Source organism: Streptomyces uncialis (assembly GCF_036250755.1).
In the GTDB taxonomy this organism is placed as follows: Bacteria; Actinomycetota; Actinomycetes; order Streptomycetales; family Streptomycetaceae; genus Streptomyces; species Streptomyces uncialis.
This window is the reverse complement of record NZ_CP109583.1, coordinates 2204737-2230435: the sequence shown is the minus strand read 5'-3', so window position 1 is coordinate 2230435 and position 25699 is coordinate 2204737. Positions and strand designations below refer to the sequence as shown.

At 72.1% G+C, this 25699-nt stretch carries 20 protein-coding genes and 1 pseudogene; 15 read left to right on the top strand and 6 right to left on the bottom strand.

The genetic code is table 11. The features are described from left to right. Positions 1–644 precede the first annotated feature (644 nt). The 6 genes from kdpF to OG711_RS09065 all read left to right on the top strand — a co-directional run bounded on the left by kdpF (position 645) and on the right by OG711_RS09065 (position 8544). Positions 645–734, top strand: coding sequence for a K(+)-transporting ATPase subunit F (gene kdpF, locus OG711_RS09090; protein WP_073789815.1), 90 nt, complete (start codon positions 645–647; stop codon positions 732–734). Between the two features lie 7 nt (positions 735–741). Further along, positions 742–2403 (top strand): potassium-transporting ATPase subunit KdpA, encoded by a 1662-nt coding sequence (kdpA, locus tag OG711_RS09085; protein WP_073789817.1) that lies wholly within the window; start codon positions 742–744, stop codon positions 2401–2403. 35 nt (positions 2404–2438) lie between these two features. Further along, positions 2439–4556 (top strand): potassium-transporting ATPase subunit KdpB, encoded by a 2118-nt coding sequence (kdpB, locus tag OG711_RS09080; RefSeq protein ID WP_266507204.1) that lies wholly within the window; start codon positions 2439–2441, stop codon positions 4554–4556. A gap of 5 nt (positions 4557–4561) precedes the next feature. Beyond that, on the top strand, positions 4562–5227 hold the full coding sequence (locus tag OG711_RS09075) for a potassium-transporting ATPase subunit C (RefSeq protein WP_073789821.1): 666 nt from the start codon (positions 4562–4564) through the stop codon (positions 5225–5227). A gap of 82 nt (positions 5228–5309) precedes the next feature. After that, a complete protein-coding gene (locus OG711_RS09070) occupies positions 5310–5990 on the top strand; it encodes a response regulator (protein WP_266507200.1) in 681 nt (226 codons plus the stop codon). Between the two features lie 13 nt (positions 5991–6003). After that, entirely contained in the window at positions 6004–8544 is a 2541-nt protein-coding gene (locus OG711_RS09065; RefSeq protein ID WP_329559022.1) for a sensor histidine kinase KdpD, read from the top strand. A 100-nt stretch (positions 8545–8644) separates the two neighbouring features. On the opposite strand, the gene aztA is transcribed toward OG711_RS09065, so the two are convergent. Continuing rightward, positions 8645–9517, bottom strand: a complete 873-nt coding sequence (gene aztA, locus OG711_RS09060) for a zinc ABC transporter ATP-binding protein AztA (RefSeq protein ID WP_329559021.1) — start codon at positions 9515–9517, stop codon at positions 8645–8647. A gap of 50 nt (positions 9518–9567) precedes the next feature. On the opposite strand from aztA, the pseudogene aztB reads away from it, so the two are divergent. The 4 genes and pseudogenes from aztB to aztD form a co-directional block, all read left to right on the top strand. Next, positions 9568–10380, top strand: a pseudogene (gene aztB / locus OG711_RS09055) (zinc ABC transporter permease AztB); the annotation flags it as partial. Between the two features lie 254 nt (positions 10381–10634). Next, positions 10635–11879 (top strand): hypothetical protein, encoded by a 1245-nt coding sequence (locus OG711_RS09050; RefSeq protein WP_329559020.1) that lies wholly within the window; start codon positions 10635–10637, stop codon positions 11877–11879. Then, positions 11876–12814: a zinc ABC transporter substrate-binding protein AztC gene (gene aztC, locus OG711_RS09045; RefSeq protein WP_266507192.1), complete on the top strand. Its 939-nt coding sequence runs from the start codon at positions 11876–11878 to the stop codon at positions 12812–12814. The genes OG711_RS09050 and aztC overlap by 4 nt, the downstream gene beginning before the upstream one ends. Before the next feature lie 43 nt (positions 12815–12857). Then, positions 12858–14051: a zinc metallochaperone AztD gene (gene aztD, locus OG711_RS09040; RefSeq protein WP_329559019.1), complete on the top strand. Its 1194-nt coding sequence runs from the start codon at positions 12858–12860 to the stop codon at positions 14049–14051. 75 nt (positions 14052–14126) lie between these two features. Here aztD and OG711_RS09035 read toward each other — a convergent pair whose 3' ends face one another. The 4 genes from OG711_RS09035 to OG711_RS09020 all read right to left on the bottom strand — a co-directional run bounded on the left by OG711_RS09035 (position 14127) and on the right by OG711_RS09020 (position 18983). Continuing rightward, on the bottom strand, positions 14127–15242 hold the full coding sequence (locus OG711_RS09035; protein ID WP_329559018.1) for a hypothetical protein: 1116 nt from the start codon (positions 15240–15242) through the stop codon (positions 14127–14129). Positions 15243–15412: 170 nt separating this feature from the next. Continuing rightward, a complete protein-coding gene (locus OG711_RS09030) occupies positions 15413–17050 on the bottom strand; it encodes a M48 family metallopeptidase (protein ID WP_329559017.1) in 1638 nt (545 codons plus the stop codon). Positions 17051–18134: 1084 nt separating this feature from the next. Next, on the bottom strand, positions 18135–18566 hold the full coding sequence (locus tag OG711_RS09025) for an RNHCP domain-containing protein (RefSeq protein ID WP_073789841.1): 432 nt from the start codon (positions 18564–18566) through the stop codon (positions 18135–18137). A 12-nt stretch (positions 18567–18578) separates the two neighbouring features. Beyond that, positions 18579–18983 carry an RNHCP domain-containing protein gene (locus OG711_RS09020; RefSeq protein WP_405673031.1) on the bottom strand — a complete coding sequence of 135 codons (405 nt, stop codon included), beginning with the start codon at positions 18981–18983 and terminating at the stop codon, positions 18579–18581. Between the two features lie 646 nt (positions 18984–19629). Here OG711_RS09020 and OG711_RS09015 point away from each other — a divergent pair. Beyond that, the gene (locus OG711_RS09015; RefSeq protein ID WP_073789843.1) at positions 19630–20619 is read left to right on the top strand and encodes an ABC transporter substrate-binding protein; all 990 of its coding nucleotides are present in this window, start codon (positions 19630–19632) and stop codon (positions 20617–20619) included. Between the two features lie 30 nt (positions 20620–20649). Here the strand turns inward: OG711_RS09015 and OG711_RS09010 are convergent, their stop codons facing one another. After that, positions 20650–21441: a helix-turn-helix transcriptional regulator gene (locus OG711_RS09010; RefSeq protein ID WP_241561900.1), complete on the bottom strand. Its 792-nt coding sequence runs from the start codon at positions 21439–21441 to the stop codon at positions 20650–20652. Between the two features lie 146 nt (positions 21442–21587). On the opposite strand from OG711_RS09010, the gene OG711_RS09005 reads away from it, so the two are divergent. Genes OG711_RS09005 through OG711_RS08990 form a run of 4 tightly spaced genes read left to right on the top strand, consistent with a single transcriptional unit; the run spans position 21588 to position 25643 of the window. After that, positions 21588–22634, top strand: coding sequence for a FecCD family ABC transporter permease (locus tag OG711_RS09005; RefSeq protein ID WP_073789848.1), 1047 nt, complete (start codon positions 21588–21590; stop codon positions 22632–22634). A 5-nt stretch (positions 22635–22639) separates the two neighbouring features. Further along, positions 22640–23734, top strand: a complete 1095-nt coding sequence (locus tag OG711_RS09000) for a FecCD family ABC transporter permease (protein ID WP_329559016.1) — start codon at positions 22640–22642, stop codon at positions 23732–23734. Then, complete coding sequence (locus tag OG711_RS08995; protein ID WP_329559015.1) at positions 23731–24597, top strand: ABC transporter ATP-binding protein; 867 nt, start codon at positions 23731–23733, stop codon at positions 24595–24597. Before OG711_RS09000 ends, OG711_RS08995 begins: the two co-directional genes overlap by 4 nt. Continuing rightward, positions 24594–25643, top strand: a complete 1050-nt coding sequence (locus OG711_RS08990; RefSeq protein ID WP_329559014.1) for an ABC transporter substrate-binding protein — start codon at positions 24594–24596, stop codon at positions 25641–25643. Before OG711_RS08995 ends, OG711_RS08990 begins: the two co-directional genes overlap by 4 nt. The last annotated feature ends 56 nt before the right edge of the window (positions 25644–25699 follow it).

Here is a 25699-nt window from a genome sequence, read left to right as displayed (position 1 = left end):
CCCTTTGGGGGCGCCCGCCTGGGGCTGTTCTCAGGCTGCGGGTGGCCGGCATCAGCCCCGGGTGGGGTTGAACCACCCTCCTCGCGGACTCGCCCTGCTGCGGGAGGGGGTGGGCGGGAATCTCTGCTCGCAGACTCCGATGCTCTTCAGTCGGACCACTGGACGTGTTACCGAGCGTGTCGGATCGAGGACGGAGAATCCCGACCGGCACCGACCCGAAGAACCGACAGGAGGCGCCCCAAAAGGGGCGCGGGGAACTGCGCGAACCCACCGAGCGACGGCACAGGAACGAAGTCCGTCCACCCGGACAGACCTAGGAAGCGACGGCACAGGCGCAAGCGCGTCCAGCCGGACGGACCGAGGAAGCGACGGCACAGGGACGAGTGCGTCCAGCCGGACGGACCTCACAAGCGCGAGCGAAGGCGACCCGTATGGGAGCCGTCAATACGGTGCACAGCGCCGTAAGAGGCGCGTCAACGCGGACCGCCGACGCCCGGGAAGGCGGTTTCCTCGGAAAGTCCGCTCATCCGGCTGACGCATTTGTCTCTCACTCAGGAGTTCACGATGGCCGACGTGGCCTTCGTCGTCACCACGATCGCTGTCTTCGCACTGGTGGCACTCGTCGCCAAGGGGGTGGCGAAGCTGTGACCGCCGAGAACATCGTCGGCCTGCTCGTGGCCGCCGCCCTGCTGGGCTATCTCGTCCTCGCCCTCATCTACCCGGAGAGGTTCTGAGACGGATATGAGCTCCGAACTCGCCGGAGTGCTCCAGTTGCTGGCGCTGATGGCCGCGCTCGCACTGGTCCACCGCCCCCTGGGCGACCACATGGCCCGGGTCTACTCCTCCGGCAGACATCTGCGCGTCGAGAAGTGGATCTACAAAGGCATCGGCGCCAACCCGAGCGCCGAGATGCGCTGGCCCGCCTATCTGCGCGGGGTCCTCGCCTTCTCGGCCGTGGGCGTCCTCTTCCTCTATCTGCTGCAACGCGTCCAGGGCAGCCTGCCCGGCTCCCTCGGCTTCGCCTCGATCGACCCGGACCAGGCGTTCAACACGGCCGCCTCGTTCGTCTCCAACACCAACTGGCAGTCGTACTACGGCGAACAGGCCATGGGCCATGTCGTGCAGACCGGCGGCCTCGCCGTGCAGAACTTCGTGTCCGCCGCCGTCGGCATGGCCGTCGCGGTCGCCCTGGTACGCGGCTTCGCCCGCTCCCGCACCGGTGAACTCGGCAACTTCTGGGCCGACCTGGTGCGCGGCGTGGTCCGTATCCTGCTGCCGCTCGCCGCGGTCGGCGCGATCGTGCTCGTGGCCTGCGGCGCCCTCCAGAACTTCGCCGGTATCCACGAGGTGGGCCAGTTCACCGGCGGCAGCCAGCAGTGGAACGGCGGTGCCGTCGCCTCGCAGGAAGCGATCAAGGAACTCGGCACCAACGGCGGCGGCTACTTCAACGCCAACTCCGCGCATCCCTTCGAGAACCCCGACGCGTTCTCGAACCTCTTCGAGATCTTCCTGATCCTGGTGATCCCCTTCTCGATCACCCGCACCTTCGGCACCATGGTCGGCTCGGTGCGCCAGGGCTACGCGATCCTCGGCACGATGGTCACCATCTGGGTCGCCTTCATCGCCCTGATGTGGTGGACCGAGTTCGCCCACCGCTCGCCCGCCTACGAGATCGCGGGCGGCGCGATGGAGGGCAAGGAGACCCGGTTCGGGATCGGCGCCTCCGCGATCTTCGCGGTGTCCACGACCCTCACCTCCACCGGCGCGGTCGACTCCTTCCACTCCTCGTACACCGGGCTCGGCGGCGGCATCACCATGCTCGGCATGATGCTCGGCGAGATCGCGCCCGGCGGGGTCGGCTCCGGGCTGTACGGGATGCTCATCATGGCGATCATCGCCGTGTTCATCGCCGGACTGATGGTCGGCCGCACCCCCGAGTACCTGGGCAAGAAGATCGGCACCCGCCAGATCAAGTTCGCGGCCCTGTACATCCTCGTCACCCCGGCACTCGTCCTCGGCTTCACCGCCGCCGCGATGGCCCTGCCGACCCCGGCCGACTCGATGCTCAACCCCGGCGCGCACGGCTTCTCCGAGGTCCTCTACGCGTACACCTCCGGCGCCAACAACAACGGCTCCGCGTTCGCCGGACTCGGCGCCGACACCCCCTGGTACAACACCACGATCGGCCTCGCGATGCTGCTCGGCCGCTTCCTCCCCATGGTGTTCGTCCTCGCGCTCGCCGGATCGCTCGCCGAGCAGCAGCCCGTACCGGCCACGGCCGGCACCCTCCGCACCGAGAAGCCGCTGTTCACCGGGCTGCTCGCCGGAACCGTCCTCATCATCACCGGTCTGACCTACTTCCCGGCGCTGGCCCTCGGCCCGCTGGCCGAAGGGCTGGCGTGATGAACACCCGTACCGATGACCTCCCAGGTGACCCCATGACAGCTCCCGCGCCCCCCGGCGCATCCCCGACCCGGGCGCCCCACCAGGACGTCACCACCGGACACAAGGACGCGGGGCGCGTCGGCGCGGGTCTGTTCGACCCGCGCCAGGTCCTGAAGTCGCTGCCCGACGCCTTCCGCAAGCTCGACCCCCGGGTGATGGTCAAGTCGCCCGTGATGTTCGTGGTCCTCGTCGGCTCGGTGCTGACCACCGGGTTCTCCCTGGCGGACCCCGGCGACTGGTTCGGCTGGGCCATCTCCGCCTGGCTGTGGCTCACCGTCGTCTTCGCCAACCTCGCCGAAGCCGTCGCCGAGGGGCGCGGCAAGGCCCAGGCCGACACGCTGCGCAAGGCGAAGACCGACACCGTCGCCCGCCGCCTCGGCGCGGAGGGCCGCTACGAGGAGCGGGTGCCCGGCACCGACCTGCGCGTCGGTGACCTGGTGGTGTGCGAGGCCGGCGACATCATCCCCGGCGACGGGGACGTCGTCGAAGGGGTCGCCTCGGTCGACGAGTCCGCCATCACCGGCGAGTCCGCGCCCGTCATCCGGGAGTCCGGCGGCGACCGCTCGGCCGTCACCGGCGGCACCAAGGTCCTCTCCGACCGGATCGTCATCAAGATCACGACCAAGCCCGGCGAGACCTTCATCGACCGGATGATCGCCCTGGTCGAGGGCGCGGCCCGGCAGAAGACCCCGAACGAGATCGCGCTGAACATCCTGCTCGCCTCGCTCACCATCGTCTTCCTGCTCGCCGTCGCGACCCTCCAGCCGTTCGCCGCCCACGCCGGCGCCGACCTCTCCATGGTCGTCCTCGTGGCACTGCTCGTCTGTCTGATCCCCACCACCATCGGGGCGCTGCTGTCCGCGATCGGTATCGCGGGCATGGACCGGCTGGTGCAGCGCAACGTCCTCGCCATGTCCGGCCGCGCGGTCGAGGCCGCGGGCGATGTGTCGACGCTGCTCCTCGACAAGACCGGCACCATCACCCTCGGCAACCGTCAGGCCGCCGAGTTCGTGCCCGTCGCCGGGACCACCGAGGCCGAGGTCGCGGACGCGGCACAGCTCTCCTCGCTCGCCGACGAGACCCCCGAGGGCCGCTCGATCGTCGTCCTCGCCAAGGAGAAGTACGGTCTGCGTGAACGCCATCAGGGCGAGCTGACCGGCGCCGACTGGGTCGCGTTCACCGCCCAGACCCGGATGTCCGGCGTCGACACCGACGGCCGCAGGATCCGCAAGGGCGCCACCGGCTCCGTACTCGCCTGGGTCCAGGAGCAGGGCGGCACCGCCCAGCCCGACGCCGACGCCGCCGCCCGGCGGATCTCCGAGGCGGGCGGCACCCCCCTGCTGGTCGCCGTCGAGGACGCCGAAGGGGCCCGGGTCCTGGGGGTCATCCACCTCAAGGACGTCGTCAAGGACGGTATGCGCGAACGGTTCGCCGAACTGCGCCGTATGGGCATCAGAACCGTCATGATCACCGGCGACAACCCGCTGACCGCCAAGGCCATCGCGGACGAGGCCGGGGTGGACGACTTCCTCGCGGAGGCCACCCCCGAGGACAAGATGGCCCTCATCAAACGCGAGCAGGCCGGCGGCAAACTCGTCGCGATGACCGGGGACGGCACCAACGACGCGCCCGCCCTGGCCCAGGCCGACGTGGGCGTCGCGATGAACACCGGGACCTCGGCCGCCAAGGAGGCCGGGAACATGGTGGACCTGGACTCCAACCCCACCAAGCTCATCGAGATCGTGGAGATCGGCAAACAGCTCCTCATCACCCGGGGCGCGCTCACCACCTTCTCCATCGCCAACGACGTCGCGAAGTACTTCGCGATCATCCCGGCACTGTTCGCGGCGGTGTACCCGGGCCTCGACACCCTGAACATCATGCGGCTGTCGTCACCCGACTCGGCGATCCTGTCCGCCGTCGTCTTCAACGCGGTCGTCATCATCGCGCTGGTCCCGCTCGCCCTCAAGGGCGTCCGCTACCGGCCGGTCAGCGCGGACAAGCTGCTGCGGCGCAACCTCGGGATCTACGGACTCGGCGGACTGATCGCCCCCTTCATCGGCATCAAGGTCATCGACATGATCATCTCGACCATCCCCGGGATCGGCTGACCGTCATGAACAAATCCGTCTCGAACACCGCACGGCTGCTCGGCGCCGGACTGCGCGCCCTGCTGGTGCTGACCGTGATCACCGGCGTCCTCTACCCGCTCGCCGTCACCGGGGTGGCCCAGGGCCTGTTCCGCGACAAGGCGAACGGCTCCGAGCTCACCTCCGAGGGCAAGGTCGTCGGCTCCTCGCTCATCGGCCAGGCGTACAACCTGCCGCTGAAGAAGGGCGAGGAGACCCCGGCCGCCGACCTCCGCTGGTTCCAGGGCCGCCCCCAGAACGGCCTCGGCACCAACTCCGTCAACACCCAGTACTCGCTGCTGCTGTCCGGCGCGACCAACCTCGCCGGCGACAACCCCGAGCTGATCAAGCAGGTCAAGGAAGCGCGGGCCGCCGTCGTCGCGGACAACTCCACGGCCACCCACCGGGTGCGGCCCTCCGACGTGCCCGCCGAAGCGGTCACCTCCTCCGGCTCCGGCCTCGACCCGGCGATCTCCCCCCGGTACGCGGACCTCCAGGTCCACCGGGTCGCCGAACGCAACAAGCTGCCCGTCGACCAGGTACGGCGGCTCGTGGACGACCACACGGACGGCCGCATTCTCGGCTTCATGGGCGAACCCACCGTGAACGTCCTCGAACTGAACATCGCGCTACGGGAACTGACCCGGCGCTGACCGCGTACGCCCGGGGAACCCCACGGTTCCCCGGGCCGCGCACACCCCCCACACGAACACGCACGGAGGAGGCCGCACACCGATGACCCGGGTGCTGGTGGTGGAGGACGATCCCCAACTCGTGCGGGCGCTGGTCATCACCCTGAGAGCCCGCGGCTACGACACCGACGCCGCACCGGACGGCGCCACCGCGATCCGGCGCGCCGCGGCGCGCCCCCCGGACGCCGTCCTCCTCGATCTCGGACTGCCCGACATGAGCGGGGTCGCCGTACTGCGCGCCCTGCGCGGCCGGAGCCCGGCCCCGGTGCTCGTGGTGTCGGCGCGCCGGGCCCCCGAGGAGAAGGTCGCCGCCCTGGACGCGGGCGCTGACGACTACATCACCAAACCGTTCAGCATGGACGAACTCCTCGCCCGCTTACGGGCCGCCGTCCGCCGCACCCGCGCCGCGCCCCCGGGGCCCGTCCCGGTCGTCACGACCCCCGACTTCACCGTCGACCTGGTCGCGAAGAAGGCGGCACGCGACGGCCGCGACATCCGTCTCACCCCCACCGAATGGCATCTGCTGGAGATCCTGGTGACCAATCCCGGCCGTCTCGTCGCCCAACGGGAACTGCTGCGCGAGGTCTGGGGTCCCTCACACAGCGGGAAGTCGCACTACCTCCGGGTCTATCTGGCCCAGCTCCGGCGCAAACTGGAACCCGACCCCTCGCACCCCCGCTATCTGATCACCGAACCCGGCATGGGCTACCGCTTCGAGAATTGAGGGCCAGCGGAACATGGGACGCGGCAAGCTTCGGATCTATCTCGGTGCGGCGCCGGGTGTGGGCAAGACGTACGCGATGTTGTCGGAGGCGCATCGTCGGGTGGAGCGGGGTACGGACTGTGTGGTGGGTTTTGTGGAGCATCACGGCCGCCCGCGTACGGAGGTGATGCTGCACGGCCTGGAGGAGGTGGGGCGTCGGGAGCTTTCGTATCGGGGTGCGGTGTTCACGGAGATGGATGTGGACGCGGTGCTGGCGCGGGGTCCTGCGGTGGTGCTGGTGGACGAGTTGGCGCATTCGAATGTGCCGGGTTCGCGGAACGGCAAGCGGTGGCAGGACGTGGCGGAGTTGCTGGGCGCGGGTATTGATGTGGTGTCGACGGTGAACATCCAGCATCTGGAGTCGTTGGGTGATGTGGTGGAGTCGATCACGGGGGTGCGGCAGCGGGAGACGGTGCCTGATGAGGTGGTGCGGCGGGCGGATCAGATCGAGTTGGTGGACATGTCGCCGCAGGCGTTGCGGCGTCGGATGGCGCACGGGAACATCTACAAGTCGGACAAGGTCGACGCGGCGTTGTCGAACTATTTCCGGCCGGGGAACCTGACGGCGCTGCGTGAGCTGGCGCTGCTGTGGGTCGCCGACCGGGTCGACGAATACCTCCAGGAGTACCGCAGCGCCCACCGGGTCTCCAAGATATGGGGCTCCCGGGAGCGGATCGTGGTCGGTATCACGGGCGGTCCGGAGGGGCGGACGTTGATACGGCGTGCCGCGCGGCTCGCGGAGAAGGGCGCGGGCGGTGAGGTGCTCGCCGTCTACATCTCCCGCAGCGACGGCCTCACCGCCGCCTCCCCGAAGGAACTCGCGGACCAGCGCGCCCTCGTGGAGGACATGGGCGGCACCTACCACCAGGTCGTCGGGGACGACGTGTCCACCGCCATCCTCGCCTTCGCGCGCGGGGTCAACGCCACCCAGATCGTCCTCGGGGTGTCCCGGCGCAGACCTTGGCAGTACATGTTCGGCCCCGGGGTCAGCGCCACCGTCGCCCGGGACTCGGGCCCCGACCTCGACGTCCACCTCGTCACCCATGCCGCGATGGGCAAGGGCCGCGGACTGCCCGGCGCCCGGGGCGCCCGCCTCGGACGCCGACGGGTCGTCCAGGGCTGGCTCGTCGGGGTCCTCGGACCCGCGCTGCTGACGCTGCTCCTCCACAGCGCGGCCCCCGAGGTCGGCCTCGCCAACGACATGCTGCTGTATCTGTCGCTGACGGTCGGCGCGGCCCTGCTCGGCGGGCTGTGGCCCGCGCTCACCTCCGCCGTCCTCGGCTCGCTGCTGCTCAACTGGTTCTTCACCCCGCCCCTGAGCGCCCTCACCATCGCGGATCCCGAGAACATCGTCGCCATCGTGATCTTCATAGGGGTCGCGGTGGCGGTGGCGTCCGTGGTGGATCTCGCGGCGCGGCGCACCCATCAGGCGGCCCGGCTGCGCGCCGAGTCGGAGATCCTGTCCTTCCTCGCGGGCAGTGTGCTGCGCGGCGAGACCACCCTCGACGCACTGCTCCAGCGGGTGCGCGAGACGTTCGCGATGGAGTCGGTGGCCCTGCTGGAACGCGCCGGGGACGGCGAGCCATGGACCTGCGCGGGCAGCGTCGGCCCCGCCCCGGTGGAACGGCCCGAGGACGCCGACGTCGACATGCCGGTCGGCGACCATATGGCGCTCGCGCTCTCCGGACGGGTCCTGCCCGCCGAGGACCGCCGGGTCCTCGCCGCGTTCGCCGCGCAGTCCGTCGTGCTCCTCGACCGCCAGCGACTGGAACAGGAGGCCGGACGCGCCCGCACCCTGGACGAGGGCAACCGCATCCGTACCGCGCTGCTCGCCGCCGTCAGCCATGATCTGCGCACTCCGCTCGCCGGGATCAAGGCGTCGGTGTCCAGCCTGCGTTCGGACGACGTCGAGTGGTCGGCCGCCGACCAGGCGGAACTCCTCGCCGCGATCGAGGAGGGCGCCGACCGGCTCGACCACCTCGTGGGCAACCTCCTCGACATGTCCCGCCTCCAGACCGGCACCGTCCAGCCGCTGATCCGGGACATCGACCTGGAGGAGGTCGTCCCGATGGCCCTCGGCGGGCTGCCGGACCCGGAGCGGAGCGTGCTGCTCGACATACCGGAGCGGCTGCCGATGGTGTCCGTCGACAAGGGTCTGCTGGAACGCGCCGTCGCCAACGTCGTGGAGAACGCCGTCAAGTACAGCCCGGACGGCGAGCTCGTCCTGGTGTCGGCCAGCGCGATGGCCGACCGGGTCGAGATCCGGGTGGTGGACCGGGGGCCCGGGGTGCCCGACCCGGTCAAGGACCGTATCTTCGAGCCCTTCCAGCGCTACGGTGACGCCCCGCGCGGTGCCGGGGTCGGACTCGGGCTCGCCGTCGCCCGGGGGTTCACCGAGGCAGTCGGCGGTACCCTCGCCGCCGAGGACACCCCCGGCGGCGGCCTCACCATGGTGCTGTCCCTCAAGGCCGCCGCCCGCCCCGGACCGGCCCCGGAGCACCCCGCCGCTCCATGAGACAGGAGACATGGGACCGGCGGGAATCCTCCTGGACACGGTGGCGGGCGCTGGATGAACACCGGTGCGGGCACCGGATGAACACCGTCGCGCGGTCGGCTCATCGGTCGCCGTCCAGCCCCCAGACCCGTACCAGCGCCGCGTCCGACAGGACCGTGGCCGGGGGGCCGGTGGCCGCGAGCCGGCCCTGGTCGAGGAGCAGGCAGTGGTCCGCGCGGCGGGCCGCCGTCATGTCGTGGGTCGCCTGGACCACCGTCACCCCGTCGGCCACCGCGTCCGCCAGGACCTCCGTGATGATCCGCCGGGCCGCCGCGTCCAGGCCCGTCGTCGGCTCGTCCAGGAGCAGCAGGCCGGACTCCTGGGCGAGGCCCTGGGCCACCAGCGCCCGCTGCCGCTGACCGCCCGACAGATCCCCCAGCCGGCGGTCGGCGAGGCCGGTGATCCCGAGCCGTGCCATGCACGCGTCCACCACCGAACGGTCGCGCGCGGACATCCGCCGCCAGGGGCCGAGCCGGTCCCAGCGGCCCATCGCGACGGTGTCCCGGACGGTGAGCGGCAGCGCGTCCGGCACCGCGGCCCGCTGTGCGACGAACGCGGGCCGCCCGCCCGCGTGATGGGTGACCGTGCCCGAGGTCACGGGACGCACCCCCGCCAAGACGGCGAGCAGCGTCGACTTGCCCGAGCCGTTCGGGCCGACCAGGACCGTGTTCGCCGCCGCCGGGAGCCGTGCGGTGAGCCTCGACAGCACAGGATGTCCGGGATAGCCCGCCGCCACCTCGTCGAGACCGATCCGCCAGGTGCCGTCGCCGCCGGGCTCCTTCGGTGCCACCGGCCCGGCCGCGTTCGTCCGCGCGTCCGTCGGCGCTCCCGTCGTTCCCGTCGTCGTCCGGTCCGTGGCCGTGTTCCGTCGGCGCATCCGCCGCACCTCCATGTCGAAGCCGTGCCCTGTCATGCCGAAGTCGGACGAAGTCATGACGAAGCTATGTTGAAGTGATAATCATTTTCATTATAGGGTCCCGGTTCATGGACTGGCTCACGGCGCCCTTCGAGGTGGCCTTCGTGCAACGCGCCCTGTGGGGCGGCATCCTCGTGTCACTGATCTGCGCCCTGGCGGGCACCTGGGTCGTGCTGCGGGGCATGGCGTTCCTCGGGGACGCGATGGCCCACGGGCTGCTGCCCGGTGTCGCCGTCGCCGCGCTGCTCGGCGGCCCGCCGGCCGCCGGGGCCGCCGTCAGCGCGGTGGTCATGGCGCTCGGGGTCACCGCCGTCGGACGGGTGCCCCGGCTCTCCCAGGACACCAGCATCGGTCTGCTGTTCGTCGGGATGCTCTCCCTCGGGGTCATCGTGGTGTCCCGCTCGCCGTCCTTCGCCGTCGATCTGACCGGCTTCCTCTTCGGTGACGTGCTCGCCGTCCGGGACGCCGACCTCGTCCGGCTCGCCCTCGCGGCGGTCCTCGCCCTGACGGTCACCGCGCTGGGGCACCGGGCCTTCGTCGCCCTCGCCTTCGACGAACGCAAGGCCCGCACCCTCGGACTGCGGCCCCGGGCCGCCCACGCCGCCCTGCTCGGGCTGCTGACCGTCGCCATCGTGGCCTCGTTCCATGTCGTCGGAACCCTGCTGGTGCTCGGGCTGCTCATCGCACCGCCCGCGACCGCGCTGCCCTGGGCGCGGCGCATCCCGGCCGTGATGGCGACGGCGGCGTGCCTCGGGGCGAGCGCGACGTTTCTCGGACTGCTGCTGTCGTGGCACCTCGGCACCGCCGCGGGGGCGAGTGTCGCGGCGGTCGCGGTGCTCCAGTTCCTGGTGTCGACCGCGGTCCTCGCGGTACGCGGCCGTCCGGGCGTCGGGTCCGCGGCGCCGCGCGTGCGGACGTACGTGTTCCCGCGCGCTTCGCCGGAACGGGCGGGCCGGGCGCCGACGACCCAGGGCCCCGAGGAACCGCGCACCCACCAGCGACCCGCACCCGACAGCCACGTCCAGGAGCGCGGACCGGAGGACCGGGAAACCGCGCGACCGCCCGAGCGACCCGCTCAGGAACACGTACGAACGGGACCGTCACGGCTCCCGGGAAGGAACACCGGTACCGACCGATGACCACCACGCACCGGATACGTACGGCGGGTCCCCGCGCACGCACCCTCGCGCTCGGCCTCGCCCTGACCACCCTGACCGCCCTCACCGCCTGCGGGACCACCCCCACCCCGCCCGGCACCGACCGCACCGAATCCGCCGGAGCCCGGCCGCACGGCCACGTCGAAGGGGCCGAGGAGACCGGCGAGGCCCAGTCCCGGCTGGTGCTCGCCGACGGCGGCAGCGGCGCCGTCCATGTCCTGGACCTCGTCACCGGCGAGGTCACCGCGACCGGCCGCGCGCCCGGGGTGCGCGCGATGACCGGCGACGGCCGCTACGCGTATCTGAGCACCCCGAAGGGCCTCACGGTCGTCGACAGCGGCGGCTGGACCGTCGACCACGGCGACCACGTCCATCACTACCGGGCCACGCCCCGCGCCCTGGACCCCGTACCCGTCCGGCCCCCGCACCGGATCCACACCGACGCCACGGTCACCGCCGTCACCGGCGCGGACGGCACCACCCGACTCCTCACCCGCCCCGCGCCGACCTCCGCCGCCCCCGGCGGGGAGCGCGCGCTGCGGCTCGGTACGGCGGCCCCCGTCGTGCCCTACCAAGGTCACCTCCTCGTACCCGGCACGGGCCCCGGCCGGGACACCGTCGAGGTACGCGACCGCACCGGGAAGACCGTCACCGTCCTCGACGAGCGCTGCCGCGCACCGCGCGCGGCCACCGTCACCCGCCGCGGCGCGGTCCTCGGCTGCGCCGACGGCGCGCTGATCGTCAGCGGCGAGGACGGCGACCTCACCGCCCAACGCGTCCCGTACGGACGGCCCGTCGCGCCCGGCGAGCGCGCGACCCGCTTCGACCACCGGCCCGGCGCCACCACCCTCACCGCACGCTCCGGCGAGGACGCGGTGTGGGTCCTCGATGTGACGGCCCGCCGGTGGACCCTGATCCGCACCGGACCCGTCGCCGCCGTCAACACGGCGGGCGAGGGCACCCCGGTGCTCGCGCTCGGCACGGACGGCGTGCTGCGGGCGTACGACCCCGCGACCGGCCGCCGCACGGCGTCCCGCGCGCTGCTGAAGGACCCCTCCGGCGCGGGGGCCACCGCCGTCGTCGCCGTCGACTCCGACCGCGCCTACGTCAACGACCCCGGGGGCGACCGCGTCCACGAGATCGACTTCAGTGACGGACTGCGGGTCGCCCGCGTCCTGCGGCTCGGCTTCAGCCCCACCCACCTCGTGGAGACCGGACGATGACCCGCCCCCGCCTCCCCGGCCGCCGTACCGCCCTCGCCGCGCTGCTGTGCGCGGTCACCGCCGCCACGCTCACCTCCTGCGCCACCGAACGGCAGGACCGGCCCGGCGTCGTGGTCACCACCGACATCCTCGGGGACATCACCCGGGAGATCGCCGGTGACGAGGCCGAGGTCACCGTCCTGATGCCGACCGGCACCGACCCCCACTCGTTCGGGGTGTCCGCCCCGCAGGCCGCCCGCCTCGAACAGGCCGACCTCGTCGTCCACAACGGACTCGGCCTGGAGGAGAACGTCCAGCACCATGTCCGCGCCGCCCAGGACGACGGCGTCCCCGTGCTCGCCGTCGCCCCCGCCGTCGACCCCATCGACCACCGGGGCGGTGACGGGGCCGGACAGCCCGACCCGCACTTCTGGACCGACCCCCAGCGGGTCCGCACCGCCGTGACGCTCATCGCCGACCGGATCGCCGCCGATGTCGAAGGCGTCGACCCCGGCCGGGTACGGGACAACGCGGCACGCTACGGACGGGACATCGACCAGCTCGGCTCCGAGATGCGTACCGCCTTCGGCGCGCTGCCCGCCGAACGCCGCCGGCTCGTCACCGACCACCATGTCTTCGGCTATCTCGCCCAGCGCTTCGGCTTCACCGTCGTCGGCGCCGTCATCCCCGGCGGCAGCACCCTCGCCTCACCCAGCGCGTCCGACCTGAAGTCCCTCGCCGACGCGATCCGCGCGGCGGACGTACCCGCCGTCTTCACCGGCGCCGCGCAGCCCGACCGGCTCGCCCGGGTGCTGCGCGACGAGACCGGACTCGGCGTCTCCGTGGTCCCGCTGTACACCGAGTCCCTCACCGGACCCGACGGCGGCGCCCCCACCTACCTGGCCATGATGCGCGCCAACACCCGCGCGATCACCGCCGCCCTGACCTCCCGCTGACCCCTCGCCGCCCGCCGGGCGGCCCGAAAGGAAACACCCGACCATGCGTCATCCAACGACCCCCCGGACGGCCGCCGGACTCTCCGCGCTGCTCGCCCTCTCCCTCACCCTGACCGCCTGCGGCGAACAGGACGGCGGCTCCCGCGCTCAGCGGCCCGCCGCCAAGGCACCCGCCGCGACCGTGCCCGACCCGCTCGTCGCCAGCTACGACGGCGGCCTCCTCGTCCTGCGCGGCGACACCCTGAAGGTCGCCGCCGATCTGCCGCTGCCCGGGTTCCTGCGGGTCAACCCGGCCGGTGACGGCCGCCATGTCCTCGTCTCCGAGGCCGACGGCTTCCGCGCCCTCGACGCCGCCGCGCCCGCGCTCACCGGTATCCGCTTCCCGGCCGCCGACCCGGGCCATGTCGTCCATCACGCGGGCCGCACCGCCCTGTTCGCGGACGGCTCCGGCGAGGTCACCCTGTTCGACCCCGCCGCGCTGCGCGATCTGCCCGCCGGGGAGAAGAAGCCCCCCACCGACACCTACCGCGCCGCCCGGCCGCACCACGGGGTGGCCGTCACCCTCCCCGGCGGGGAACTCGTCAGCACCCTCGGCACCGAGGAGGAACGCACCGGGATCGAACTCCTCGACAAGGACCGTGCGGTGATCGCCCGCAGCGACAAGTGCCCCGGGGTGCACGGCGAGGCCACCGCCCGGGGCGGAGCCGTCGTCGTCGGCTGCGAGGACGGCGCGCTCGTCGTGCGTGACGGCCGGATCACCAAGGTCGACAGCCCCACCCCGTACGGCAGGATCGGCAACCAGGCCGGGAGCGAGCACTCCGCGGTCGTCCTCGGCGACTACAAGCAGGACCCCGACGCCGAACTCGAACGCCCCGAGAAGGTGTCCCTCATCGACACCGCCACCGGCCGTCTCACCCTCGTCGACCTCGGCACCAGCTACACCTTCCGCTCGCTGGGCCGGGGACCGCACGGTGAGGCGCTGGTCCTCGGCACCGACGGCGCGCTGCACATCATCGACCCCGGCACCGGCAAGGTCACCCGGCGCGTCCCGGTCCTCGACCCGTGGCGCGAGCCCCTCGACTGGCAGCGTCCCCGCCCGTCCCTGTTCGTCCGCGACCACACCGCGTACATCACCGACCCGGCGGGCAAGCGGCTGCACACCGTCGACCTCGAATCCGCCGAACGCGGCACCCCGGTACGGCTCCCGCACATCCCCAACGAACTGACGGGCGCCTGACGACGACGGCCGTCCGGTACGGGCCCCCGCGGTGGGAACCCGTACCGGACGGCCGTCGGCGGACCTCTCCCCGGCTCAGTCCTCCGCCGCCGCGAGCACCGTGGCGTCCCGCAGCTTCACGTACGCCAGCGCCGGGTCGCCCCGGTAGCTCCACGGGACGACCCCGACATGCCCGTCCACCAGCCGGAACAGCTCCGCCGCCGCCTTGTCCCGGTCCTGGATCGAGAGATAGAACGCCAGGATGTGCCGCACCCCGGACAGCTGGGGATGCGCCGGGTCGGCCGCCGCCGCGTCCGCGAGGGCCGCGTCGACCAGCGCCCGCATCCGGGGGGTGCGGTCCGCCTCGGTGTCCTCCGACTCGTCGTGCTCGAAGTGCGCGAACAGCGGCAGCGCCGTCAGCAGACTGCCCAGCGGGGCGCTCTCGGCCGCCCGCGCCGCGAAGTCCCGCGCCAGGGTCTCCGAACCGCCCCACTTCTTGCACCAGTACTGGAGCGCCGAGTAGTGCGCCATGAAGTGGTGCGGGGCCCGGGCCGCGATCTCGTCCCAGAGCCGGTCCACCTCGGCGTTCGGATAGCCGAGCCCCTTCGCCGTGTCCAACTCGCTGATGTACGGCGTCGGGTCGTCGGGCGCCAGCTCGGCCGCCCGCGCGTGCTCCTCCCGGGAGCGGGCCAGCGTGCGGTGGAAGCCCTCGAACTGCTCACCGGTCGTGTACTTGGCGCGTCTGCTGCCCCGGATGTTCCAGGCGAGCCCCACCGTGCTCCTGGCCCGCAGCAGCGCGGCCGTCGGGTCGTCGGGCCGCTCGTTCTCCCAGGCCAGCAGCCAGCTGTCGTCGTCCGCCGCGAGATCGCCCAGCTGGTACGTGAGGTCGGTGCGGGCCTGCCAGTCACGGCCGGCCGCGTCCATCAGCGCGGCGGCGGCCTTCCAGTCGCCGCCCTTCACGGCGGCGAGCGCCCGGGACCGCTCGGGGGAGTCGGCCTCGCGCCGGTCGGTGTTCTGCCGCTCCATGGGCAGGAAACCCTGCGCCAGCACCTCGTCGGGGGACTCGTACGCGTCGTCGTCGTCCTCCTTCCCGGAGCGCCAGCCTTCGAGGGCGCCCTGGACGACGGCCTTCAGCATGTACAGCCCGAATCCGACCACCACGAGCGCGACGGGGACCAGGACGATGAGCAGAACCCAGGTGAGAGTTGACAAGGGTGGATCGCTTTCGTGAGAGCGGGGGTACGGCGTTCGGGGGCGCGGCGGGGTGGGGACGGGGCGAGGCGGGGTGAGTGGGGCGGTCGTGCGCGGTGGTGACGCGGGTTCAGCGCGGGGGTGGGCGGCGGGTGACGCGGGCGGTGCGGGGAGTGCGCGGTGGGGCGTGGTCAGTGCAGGGGGTCCGCGGTGCCCGCGTGCGGCAGCAGGGCCCGCAGCGGGCCGGTGTCCGGGACATCGGCGAGGGCCGCCTCGACGGCCGCGTCCAGATCGGGGCCGTCGCCGGGCACCAGCACCCGGGGTGCCGTCTCCCAGGAGAACTCCCAGCGCAGCAGCCCGTGCGCGGCCAGCTCCGCCAGCGCCATCCCGCTCATCGCGTCCCGCAGCGAGGGCCGGACGAACTCCCGGAAGGCCCGGCCGCGCGCGGCCGTCGCCTCGTCCGACAGCGGCAGCCGCTGCGCGACCCGCCACAGCCTGCCCTCGTCGATCACCCCGAGCAGCGCGGACAGGGTCGGCGGACGGCCGGTGTAGCGGGCCAGGGCGTGGTGCAGCGGGGAGTCGAACTCGCGCATCTCGCGCTCCATGGACCGCTCCAGGAGGTCCTGCCAGCTGTCCGTGCGCGGCAGCGCCAGCAGTTCCGGCGTCAGCGCCGCGTCCTCCAGCTCCGCGAGGGTGCGGCCCGGGTCGGCCAGCAGGTCCAGCGCGGCGCCCGCGCCCTCGTCGGTCCTGCCGTCGGCGGGCAGCTCCCCGATCCGGCGCACCCGCTCCGCGAGCGGCGGATGGGCGTCGTGGCGTGCCGGGGCGGGTGTCCCGAGCCCGTCGCGCATCCGCAGCAGATCCAGGGTGCGGGCCGACAGCAGCGCACCGAAACCGCCGAACACCTCACCGCGCGGGGGCAGCAGCTCCGAGTCCACGCCCAGCGACAGATAGCGGCCGGTGTAATGCTCGTACGCCGCCTCCAGCACGGGGATCTCCCGCAGCGCCGACACGCTCGCGTCCCGGCCGGCGATCCGCGCGGCGGCCAGGTCCGCGGCGAGCTCATGGCGGCGGGCCGCGGCCAGGGTTGCCCGCAGGCCCAGCCGCGCGTACAGCGTGTACATCCGCGTCATCACCCGGTACGTCCTGCGGGAGCCGCGCTCCGCCCGCTCCGCCTTGCGCTCCTGGCGCAGCCGTCCGTCCTCGTTGCCCTGGGCCGCGGCTTCCGCGGCCTTGCGTGTCGCCCGCTCGCGGTCGCGTTCCCGCTTCGCGCGTTCCCGGGTACCGAAGTGCGCGACCGTACGCAGCAACCGGGTCCGGGTGCGGACCGTGGCCGGGGCGAACCGGGTGCCGTGCTCCGCGAAATGCCCCAGCTCATGGGCGAGGACGGCCCGCAACTGGGCCTCCCCGAGGCCCTGGACGAGCGGCAGCCCGAGCTCCAGCCGCCGCTTGCCCGGCAGCAGCCCGAGCAGCCGGGAACGCTCCCGTACGGTCGCGGCGACCTCGCCGGTCAGCACGATCTCCGAGGGCGCGCCCGTGTCCAGCCGCTCCGCCAGCTCCCCGACCACGCGCCACAGCCGCGGCTCGTCCTCGGCGGTGACCCGCAGTCCCCCCGGCTCGTCCCGCCGGGGCAGCCGCAGCAGGAACACGCCCCGCAGCACGGGTACGGCGAGCACGACGGTGACCGCGTGCAGCAGGAGGGTGACGACCGTGGGCTCCCACAGGAGCAGTACGGCGTTGGCCCCCGCGAGGATCGCCAGGAGGGCGAACCCGAGGAGGTGGAAGCCGACGAGCAGCAGCAGGGCTCGCGCGGCACGCAGGGTGGCGCCCATCGGGCAGTTGTCTCCCAGGGGACGGGGATCACCAAAAGCGATCTAAAAAGCTGATCAGGGCATAGCAAAAGAAGGCGGAAGATGTGGAGTATCGCCCAAGCCTGGGCCAACATCAACCGGGTATGGCAGTCGGGCCGCGCCCGGCGATGGTGGTCGTGCCCTCTGTGCGGGGGCGCGGACACCGGTCACGGGGTCGTGGCGACGGTGGCGGGCGCGGGTCGCCTTCGCTTGCGCTTCCGAGGTCGCCCTGTGCTGGGCGTCCTTCCTTGCTGTGCCGTCGCTCGGTGGTTTCGCGGTTCCCCGCGGGTCGCCTTTGCTTGCGCTTCCTAGGTCTGTCCGGGTGGACGCGCTTGTTCCTGTGCTGTCGCTCGGTGGTTTTGCGCAGTTCCCCGCGCCCCTGGATGCTGCCCCCTTGCTGTCGCTTTTCGGGTGCGGGCCTGTTCTCGTTTTTGCGCAGTTCCCCGCGCCCCTTTGGGGCGCGTCCTGTTTGTTCTTCGGGGCGGGGCCGGTCGGGATTCTCCGTCCTCGCTCCAACGCGCTCGGTACGACGTCCAGTTGCTCTACTGAAGAGCATCGGAGTCTGCGGGCAGAGATTCCCGCCCACCCCCTCCCGCAGCCAAGCGCCTGCACGAGGAGGATGGTTCAACCCCGTCCCAGCAGACTCAGGACAGCCCCAGGTGGGCGCCCCTTCAGGGGCGCGGGGAACTGCGCGAGCGACCAAGGGCGACCCGCACCCGAACAGCTACCGCAAGGGGCGCCCCAAAGGGGCGCGGGGAACTGCGCGAAAACGACGAGTACCTGTGCAGGAACGACGTACGCCCAGCACAGGAAACCTCGGGGGCGCGAGCGAAGGCGACCTGCGGGGAACTGCGCGAGCAACCAAGGGCGACCCGCACCCGAACAGCTACCGCAAGGGGCGCCCCAAAAGGGGCGCGGGGAACTGCGCGAAAACGACGAGTACCTGTGCAGGAACGACGTACGCCCAGCACAGGTAACCCAGGGGCGCGGGGCACGAGTGACCTGTGCGGGAACAAGTGCGTTCAGCACAGGTAGCCCAGGGGCGCGAGCGAAGGCGGCCCGCGTTCTACAGGGACAGGAGGGCTCGGAGTGGTGTGGGTGGGGCGGTCAGGGGGCGGGTTGCCAGGCGGAGCAGGGGGAGGGGGTTGTCGTCCCCGGCGATCCGGTTGGCGCTCAGCTCACCGCAGGCCCCGCACTGATGGATGACCAGCCATTCCCCGTCCGCCCGGACGGACAGACTCAGCGGGTCCATCCGCCCCCGGCACCGGGAGGCCCGGTCACCCGGGGTCCGGCCGTCCACATGCAGGCTGGCCAGACAGTGCGGACAGTGGTTGCGATGGGCGGTACCGGGCGCGATCAGCGGCACGTCGAGACGGCAGCCGACACAGCGGAACGCGTCACCGCGCTCGCCGCCCCTGCCGTGCAGGACATCCTTGCGCCGCTGCGGCCGGCCGCCCCCGCGCCGGCCCCCCTTGGTGGTGCTCGCTCGTCGTGGCATGACGTCCTCTCCTCACAGTCCGGCGAACGCTTCGAGCGGGAACGGGGGCTGGGCGAGCGGCCGGACGGCCATCCGCATCAGGATCAGCTGGTTGTCGTCGGGGCTCAGCGGGCTGGAGGTCAGCTCGTCGCAGCGGGTGCAGCGGTGGATGACCGTCCAGGCGCCGGTGCGCAGGACGGCGATGGAGATGGGGGTCATCCGTGAGCGGCAGTCCGAGGGGCCGTCGTCGGCGTGGTCGTGCAGATGCCGTGAGTGCAGACAGCTGGGGCAGTGGTTGCGGACGGCGCCGTCGGGGTCGAGCGTGCCGACGGTCAGTCCGCAGCGGACACAGGGGAAGGTGCTGGTCCGCAGGACGGGACTCGGTTCATGGGACGGGGTGCCGGACGGTTCGTGGGCCGGGCGGTGGTGGTGTGACACCGGGCGTTCTCCTGGCTGGGTGAGGTGGTGAAGGCAGCAGGAGTCGGCCGAGCGGTACTCGGGGAAAGCAGCGGGAGGAACGCCCCAGGGCATGCGCGGGCGCGGTGCGAAGGGCACCGGCGGGGGATGCGGGTGGGGCGGACGGACCGGCGGACCGGGGCGCACGGCGTGCGGGACCGCGTACGGACACGGTGAACGGAAGGGTCGCGGGGAGCGGCCCACGGGTTCACCGGGGCGTGACGGGGATCAGCAGCCGGAAAGGCGCTCGGTCTTCCGAGGCTCGCTCGGCACGGGCCGGGGCATACATCACTGCTTTCTAGGGCTCGGGAGCCCGGGAATCGTCCGGGACGGCATGAGCCGCACCGGGGTGCCCGCCGTCGGGGCACGCGTGCACGCTAACAGTGCGGTTCGGGGCCCGGCGAGCCATTTTCTTCGGGGCGTCACCAGGAGATCAACTGATGTGAGTGGCACGTGTATTCGTGGTGTACAGGTGCATATCGGCTTAATCGGGCGGGGGTCGGGCGCCGGTCGTTCTAGACTTAGCCAAGGCTAACCAAACCTGGCCGTGTGCCGGGGGTGGAGCGTGCCGCCCGTTCCCCACCCCAGGGCCCCCAACGGCCCCCGTAGGAAGCAGAGAAAGAAGACCATGACGCCGAAGACCACAGCGCGCCGCTCGGGTGCCGCCCTCGCGGCCGTTCTCGCCGGTGCCCTCGCCCTGACCGCCTGCGGATCGGGCTCGGACGGCGACAAGAGCGCGAGCGGCGACAAGTCGGCCGCGGCGAAGGGCGACCGTACGGTCAAGACGGTCATGGGTGACGTCAAGGTGCCCGTCGAACCGAAGCGGGTCGTCGCCCTCGACACCGCCGAGCTCGACTCGCTGATCACCCTCGGGGTGAAGCCGGTCGGCGCGACCCGCACGGACTCGCCGTCCGGTTTCCCCGCGCATCTCCCGGCGGACCAGGTCGCGGGCGTGAAGCTCGTCGGTGAGATGGCGGCGCCCAACATGGAGGCCATCGCCGCCCTCGACCCGGATCTGATCCTGACCAGCAAGCTGCGCCACGGCGACAAGTACGACGAGCTGAAGGCGATAGCCCCGACGGTCATGACGGAGTCCACCGGGCTGCCCTGGAAGGAGAACTTCCTGGTGCACGCCGACGCCCTCGGCAAGAAGGACGAGGCAGCGAAGGCCGTCACCGAGTACTCCGCGCGTACCGCCGAGGTCACCACCGCGCTCGGCGGCAAGGACAAGGCCGCGGGGATCGAGGTCAACCTGGTCCGCTTCGTCGAGGGTGCGGACATCCGCATCTACGGCAAGGAGAACTACGTCGGCACCATCTTCAAGGACGTCGGTCTCGGCCGTCCGGCCGTCACGGACAAGGCGGAGGAGGGCTTCATGCTGAATGTGAGCCCCGAGAAGATCGACATGGCCGAGGCCGATGTCATCTTCCACTCCACCATCGGTGACCCGGAGAAGGCCAAGGCCACCCAGGTCCTCGGCAGCCCGCTGTGGAAGAACCTCGACGCGGTGAAGCGCGGCGATGTCCACCCCGTCAAGGACGAGGTGTGGATCCAGGCCATCGGCTACACCGGCGCCGCGAAGATCCTGGACGAGCTGGAGGCCGCGCTCACCAAGTGACGCCCCGGCGGCGGCGCACCGGCGAACGGCCTACGCGGCCGGCGCCTGGTGCGCCGCCGCCTTCTTCACATAGGCGCCGGGCGTCTGCCCGAAGTAGCGGCGGAAGGCCAGGATGTAGCCGTTCGTGCTGACGAAGCCGACCCGGGCGGCGACCGCGCTGACCAGATGCCCCTGCGCCAGCAGATCCAGCGAGTGGTTGAGCCGCAGCCGGGTGCGCCACTCGGAGAACGCGAGCCCGGTCTCCGCGCGGAACGCCCGCCGCAGACTGGTGGAGCTGGTGTAGAACTCGTCCGCCCACTCGGTGGCCGTCCGGGGGTCGCCCGGGTCGCGCCCGAGCGCGACCGCCACGCTCCTGGCCGCGTGCCCGGTGGGCTGCGGCAGCGGCAGACAGTCCTCGTGGCCCGACGACAGCGCGGCGAACACCACCGGGTCGTCCTCCTGCGCCTCCGAGGAGCGCATCCGCCCCAGCAGCAGCCGGCGCTGCTCGTCGGTGACGTTCACGGGGACGGCGTCCGTGTAGGGCAGATGGTGCTGGTCCGGATCGAACGTCTCCGATACGATCAGCGACTCGCTGTCGAAGCGGGCGCTGTGCGGCAGCCCGGCGGGCACCCACAAGGCGACCGACGGGGACAGTTCGTGGTCACGGCCCTCCGCGCTGATCACGATGCGGCCCACCGGCACGTACAGGAACTGGTGGTAGTCGTGGGCGTGCGTCGGGTGCCCCGCCGCCGCGGTGAAGTCGTCGTCCGCGAAGCGGTCGTCCGGCGGTGAAGGCTCGCCGCCGATCGTGCCGACCGCGGTCGGGCGTATGGTTCCGGCCACTTCTCCGGCCACTTCTTCTCCCCATCACTCGGGCCCGGTCCGACCCCTGATTGTGAGCGTTCCGCCCCCGGCCTTGGATCGGTCCCCGGCCAGGTAAGGGTAGCCTAACTCGTCGCTTGTCCAGGTGAGGAGTCCGAGGAACACCCATGATTGACACGTCCCCGACGGTGTCGACACCACCGCCACCGACGAGGACCCGGTCCTCGCGCGGTACGGCGATGGTGACCGGCTCCGTCCTCGTCCTGGCCGCGGTGCTCGTCGCCAGTATCGGGCTCGGCGCCCGTGACATCTCGCCGGCCGAGGTGGTCCGTATCCTCCTCGATCCTGACGGTGGCGCGTACAACTCCCATGTCCTGTGGACCGAACGCGTCCCGCGCACCTTCCTCGGACTGATGGTCGGCGCCGCGCTCGGCGCCTCCGGACTCCTGCTCCAGGCCGTCACCCTGAACCCGCTCGCCGACCCCGGCGTCCTCGGGATCGAGCAGGGCGCGGCCATGACCGTCGTCCTCGGCATCCTGTTCCTCGATGTCAGCGGACCCACCGGCTACTTCTGGCTGGCCCTCGTCGGCGCCGCGGTCACCTCGGCCCTGGTCTACCTCATCGGCACCCGTACCAACGCGGGCAGTTCCACCGTCGGACTCGTGCTCGCGGGCGTCGCCGTCGCGGCCGTGATGTCCTCGCTGATCACCCTGCTGGTGGTCCGGGACGAGGCCGTCTTCGCGAGTCTGCGGTTCTGGTCCATGGGCCAGCTCACCGGCCGGGCCAAGGTCATCGACGAGATCCTGCCGTTCGCCGTCGCCGGACTGCTGCTCGCCCTGCCGCTGGGCCGCACCCTCAACATCCTCGGCATGGGCGACGACGCGGCCCGCGGCCTCGGCGTCAAGGTCGGACGGGCGCGGCTCGGTGTCGCGGCCGTCGCCGTACTGCTGTGCGCGGCCGCCACCGCCGCCGTCGGGCCCGTCGCGTTCGTCGGACTGGTCGCCGCGCACTGCGCCCGGCTCCTCGTCGGCGCCGACCACCGCTGGTCGCTGCCGCTGTCCATGACCGTGGGGGCGATCCTGCTGCTGGCCGCCGACACCGCCGGACGCCTCGTCATCGACCACGGCGAGGTGCAGGTCGCGGTGATGACCGCGGTCGTCGGCACCCCGTTCTTCATCTGGCTCGCCCGCCGCCGCGACCTGGTCAGGGTGTGAGCGCCATGACCGCGTCCCGCACCACCGAGCCGGACACCCGCCCCGCCGCGACCCGCGCCCCCGACCAGGTCGCCGTGACGGTCGCGGCCCTGCGCGCCGGTCACCGGCGGCGCAACCGGCGGCTGACCGTCGTGTCGGCCGTCCTCGTCGCCCTGCTGGTGGCCCTGTTCGCCGCCTCGGTCCTGCTCGGCGGGGTCGGACGGGTCGCCACCGCCGACATCCTGCCCGCCGCCTTCGGGCTGCGGACCGGGCTCGCCGACTACATGATCTTCCAGACCCGGATGCCCCGCGCCCTCGCCGCCCTGCTGTCCGGCGCCCTGTTCGGTCTCTCCGGAGCCCTCTACCAGCGGCTGATCCGCAATCCGCTCGCCACCCCCGACATCGTCGGGATCTCGGCGGGCGCCGGAGCCGGTGCCGTCACCGTGCTGCTGTTCGCGCCCGCCCTGCCGTACGGGGCGCCGATCGCCGCGATCGTCGGCTCGTTCGCCCTCGTCGGGCTCGTCCATCTGCTGAGCTGGCGCGGCGGGGTCGACACCTACCGGCTGGTCCTCGTCGGTATCGGACTCAGCGGGATCTGCGTCGCGTACACCAACTACCTGTTCACCGTCGCCGACCAGCACAGCATCGCCGTCGCGCTGCGCTGGCTGGTCGGCAGCGTCAACGACGTCACCTGGGAGGGCGTCACCACCCTCGCCGTCGCCGTCGCCGGCTGCGGGGTGTGTGCCGCGCTGCTGTCCCCGTCGCTGCGGGCCATGACCCTCGGCGACTCGCTCGCCACCGGGCTCGGCGCCCGGGTCTCCTGGGCCCGGGTCGGCTGTCTGCTGCTCGGCGCCGCCGCCGCGGCGCTCGCCACCAGCATCGTCGGACCCATCGGCTTCGTCTCCCTCATCAGCGGACCGATCGCCGCCCGGCTCGTCGGCGCCGACCGCTCGGTCGCGCTCTCCGCCCTCGTCGGCGCGGTCGTCGTCCTCGCCGCCGACGTCCTCGCCCGCAACGCGCCCCTCATCAGCCCGGTCCCCACCGGCGTCCTCACCGCGCTGCTCGGCGCGCCCTACTTCGTCCGGCTGCTCCTGCGGCGCGGACAGAAAGCCACCACGTGAGAACCGAACAGCCCAAGGACTCCCGGCTCGAAGCCCGCGGCGTCAGCGCCGGATACGGCACGTCCCTGATCATCGAGGAACTGTCCCTCGGTATCGCCGACGGACGGATCACCGCGCTCGTCGGCCCCAACGCCTGCGGCAAGTCGACACTGCTGAAGTCGATCGCCCGGCTGCTGCCGCTGGCCGCCGGATCGGTCCTCCTCGACGGCGCCGACATCCACCGGATGCCCACCCGTGAGGTCGCCCGCGGACTCGGCATCCTCCCGCAGTCACCGATCGCCCCCGAGTCCATCACCGTCGGGGACCTCGTGTGGCGGGGCCGCCACCCGCACCAGCGGTTCGGCCACCGCAGGACCGCCGCCGACGAGACCGTCATCGCCCGGGCGCTGACCGCCACCGGCACCGCCGAACTCATCGACCGCCCGGTCGAGGAACTGTCCGGCGGCCAGCGCCAGCGGGTGTGGATCGCCCTCGCGCTCGCCCAGGACACCCCGACCCTGCTGCTCGACGAACCCACCACGTATCTCGACGTCGCCCATCAGATCGAGGTCATGGATCTGCTGGCCGACCTCAACGACCGCACCGGCAAGACGATCGTCCTCGTCTCCCACGACCTCAACCAGGCCGCCCTGTACGCCTCCGTCATCGTCGCGATGCGCGACGGCCGGATCGTCCGCCAGGGCACGCCCGAGGAGGTCCTCACCGAGGAGACCGTCGCGGAGGTGTTCGGCCTCGACTGCGTCGTCGTCCCCCACCCCCGCGCCGACCGGCCGCAGATCTTCCCCCTCGGCCGCCATATGGGCGGCCGGACCCCCGCGACCACCACCGCACCACCCGTTCCATCCATCCAGGAGACACGATGAACCGCCCGAACACCCCGATCCGCCGCCGTGGCGCGGTCCGGCTGCTGCTGGCCTCCGCCACCACCCTCGCCCTGGTCACCGGCTGCGGCGCGCAGGACGACGGCGGCTCCGGCGGCGACTCCAAGGACTCCGCGCCGGGGTCCGCCAAGGGCTTCCCCGTGAGCCTCACCAACGCGTGGGGCACCACCAAGGTCGGTGAGAAGCCGGTGCGCGTCGCCACCGTCTCCGACGGGGACACGTCCATCGCCCTGGCCCTCGGCCTGGTCCCGGTGATCACCCCCGATGTCGAGGACGGCGACAGGACCGCCGAGTACAAGCAGCGCGCCCTCGACGACCTCGGCGTCGGCAAGCTGAAGACGTACGACGACACCGACGGCACCGACTACGAGGCGATCGCCGCCGAGGACCCGGACCTCATCCTCGGGATGAACACCTGGGAGATGGACGCCGACTACGCCAAGCTGACGCCCATCGCGCCCGTCGTCACCTTCAAGGACAAGAAGCACGCCGACACCCTCACCTGGCAGGACCGGCTCACCACCGCCGCGAAGGCCCTCGGCCTGGAGGACCGGGCCGCCAAGGTGATCGCCGCCAACAGCAAGGCGGTCCGCGACGCGGCCACCGCCAACCCGATCCTCAAGGGCAAGACGTACACGTACACCGTCGTCCACCCCGAGCAGGTCACCTTCATGTCGTACGGCGACCAGGACCCCGGTGTCTTCGAGGACCTGGGCCTGCGCAAGACGGCCAACGCGAAGGACTACTCCGCCACCAAGAACGGCGTCAGCCTGGAGAACCTGGACCAGTTGGAGGCGGACGTCCTGCTGGTCACCTACCCGTTCGGTGACGAAGGGCTGCTCAGCTCCGCCGAACTGGAGGGCAACAAGCTCTTCCGCTCCCTGAACGCCGTGCAGAAGGGCCACTTCGCCGTCATCCCCGCGGAGAACACCCTGTCCTCCTCCATCGCCTACCCCGACGCCCTCAGCGCGTCCTGGGTCGTCGAGGAGCTGACGCCGATCCTGGCGAAGGCCGCCCGCGGCGAGTAGCCGAGGACCCGGCCGCCCGCGCGGGGGGCGGGCGGCCGGGAACACGGCGCGGCAGC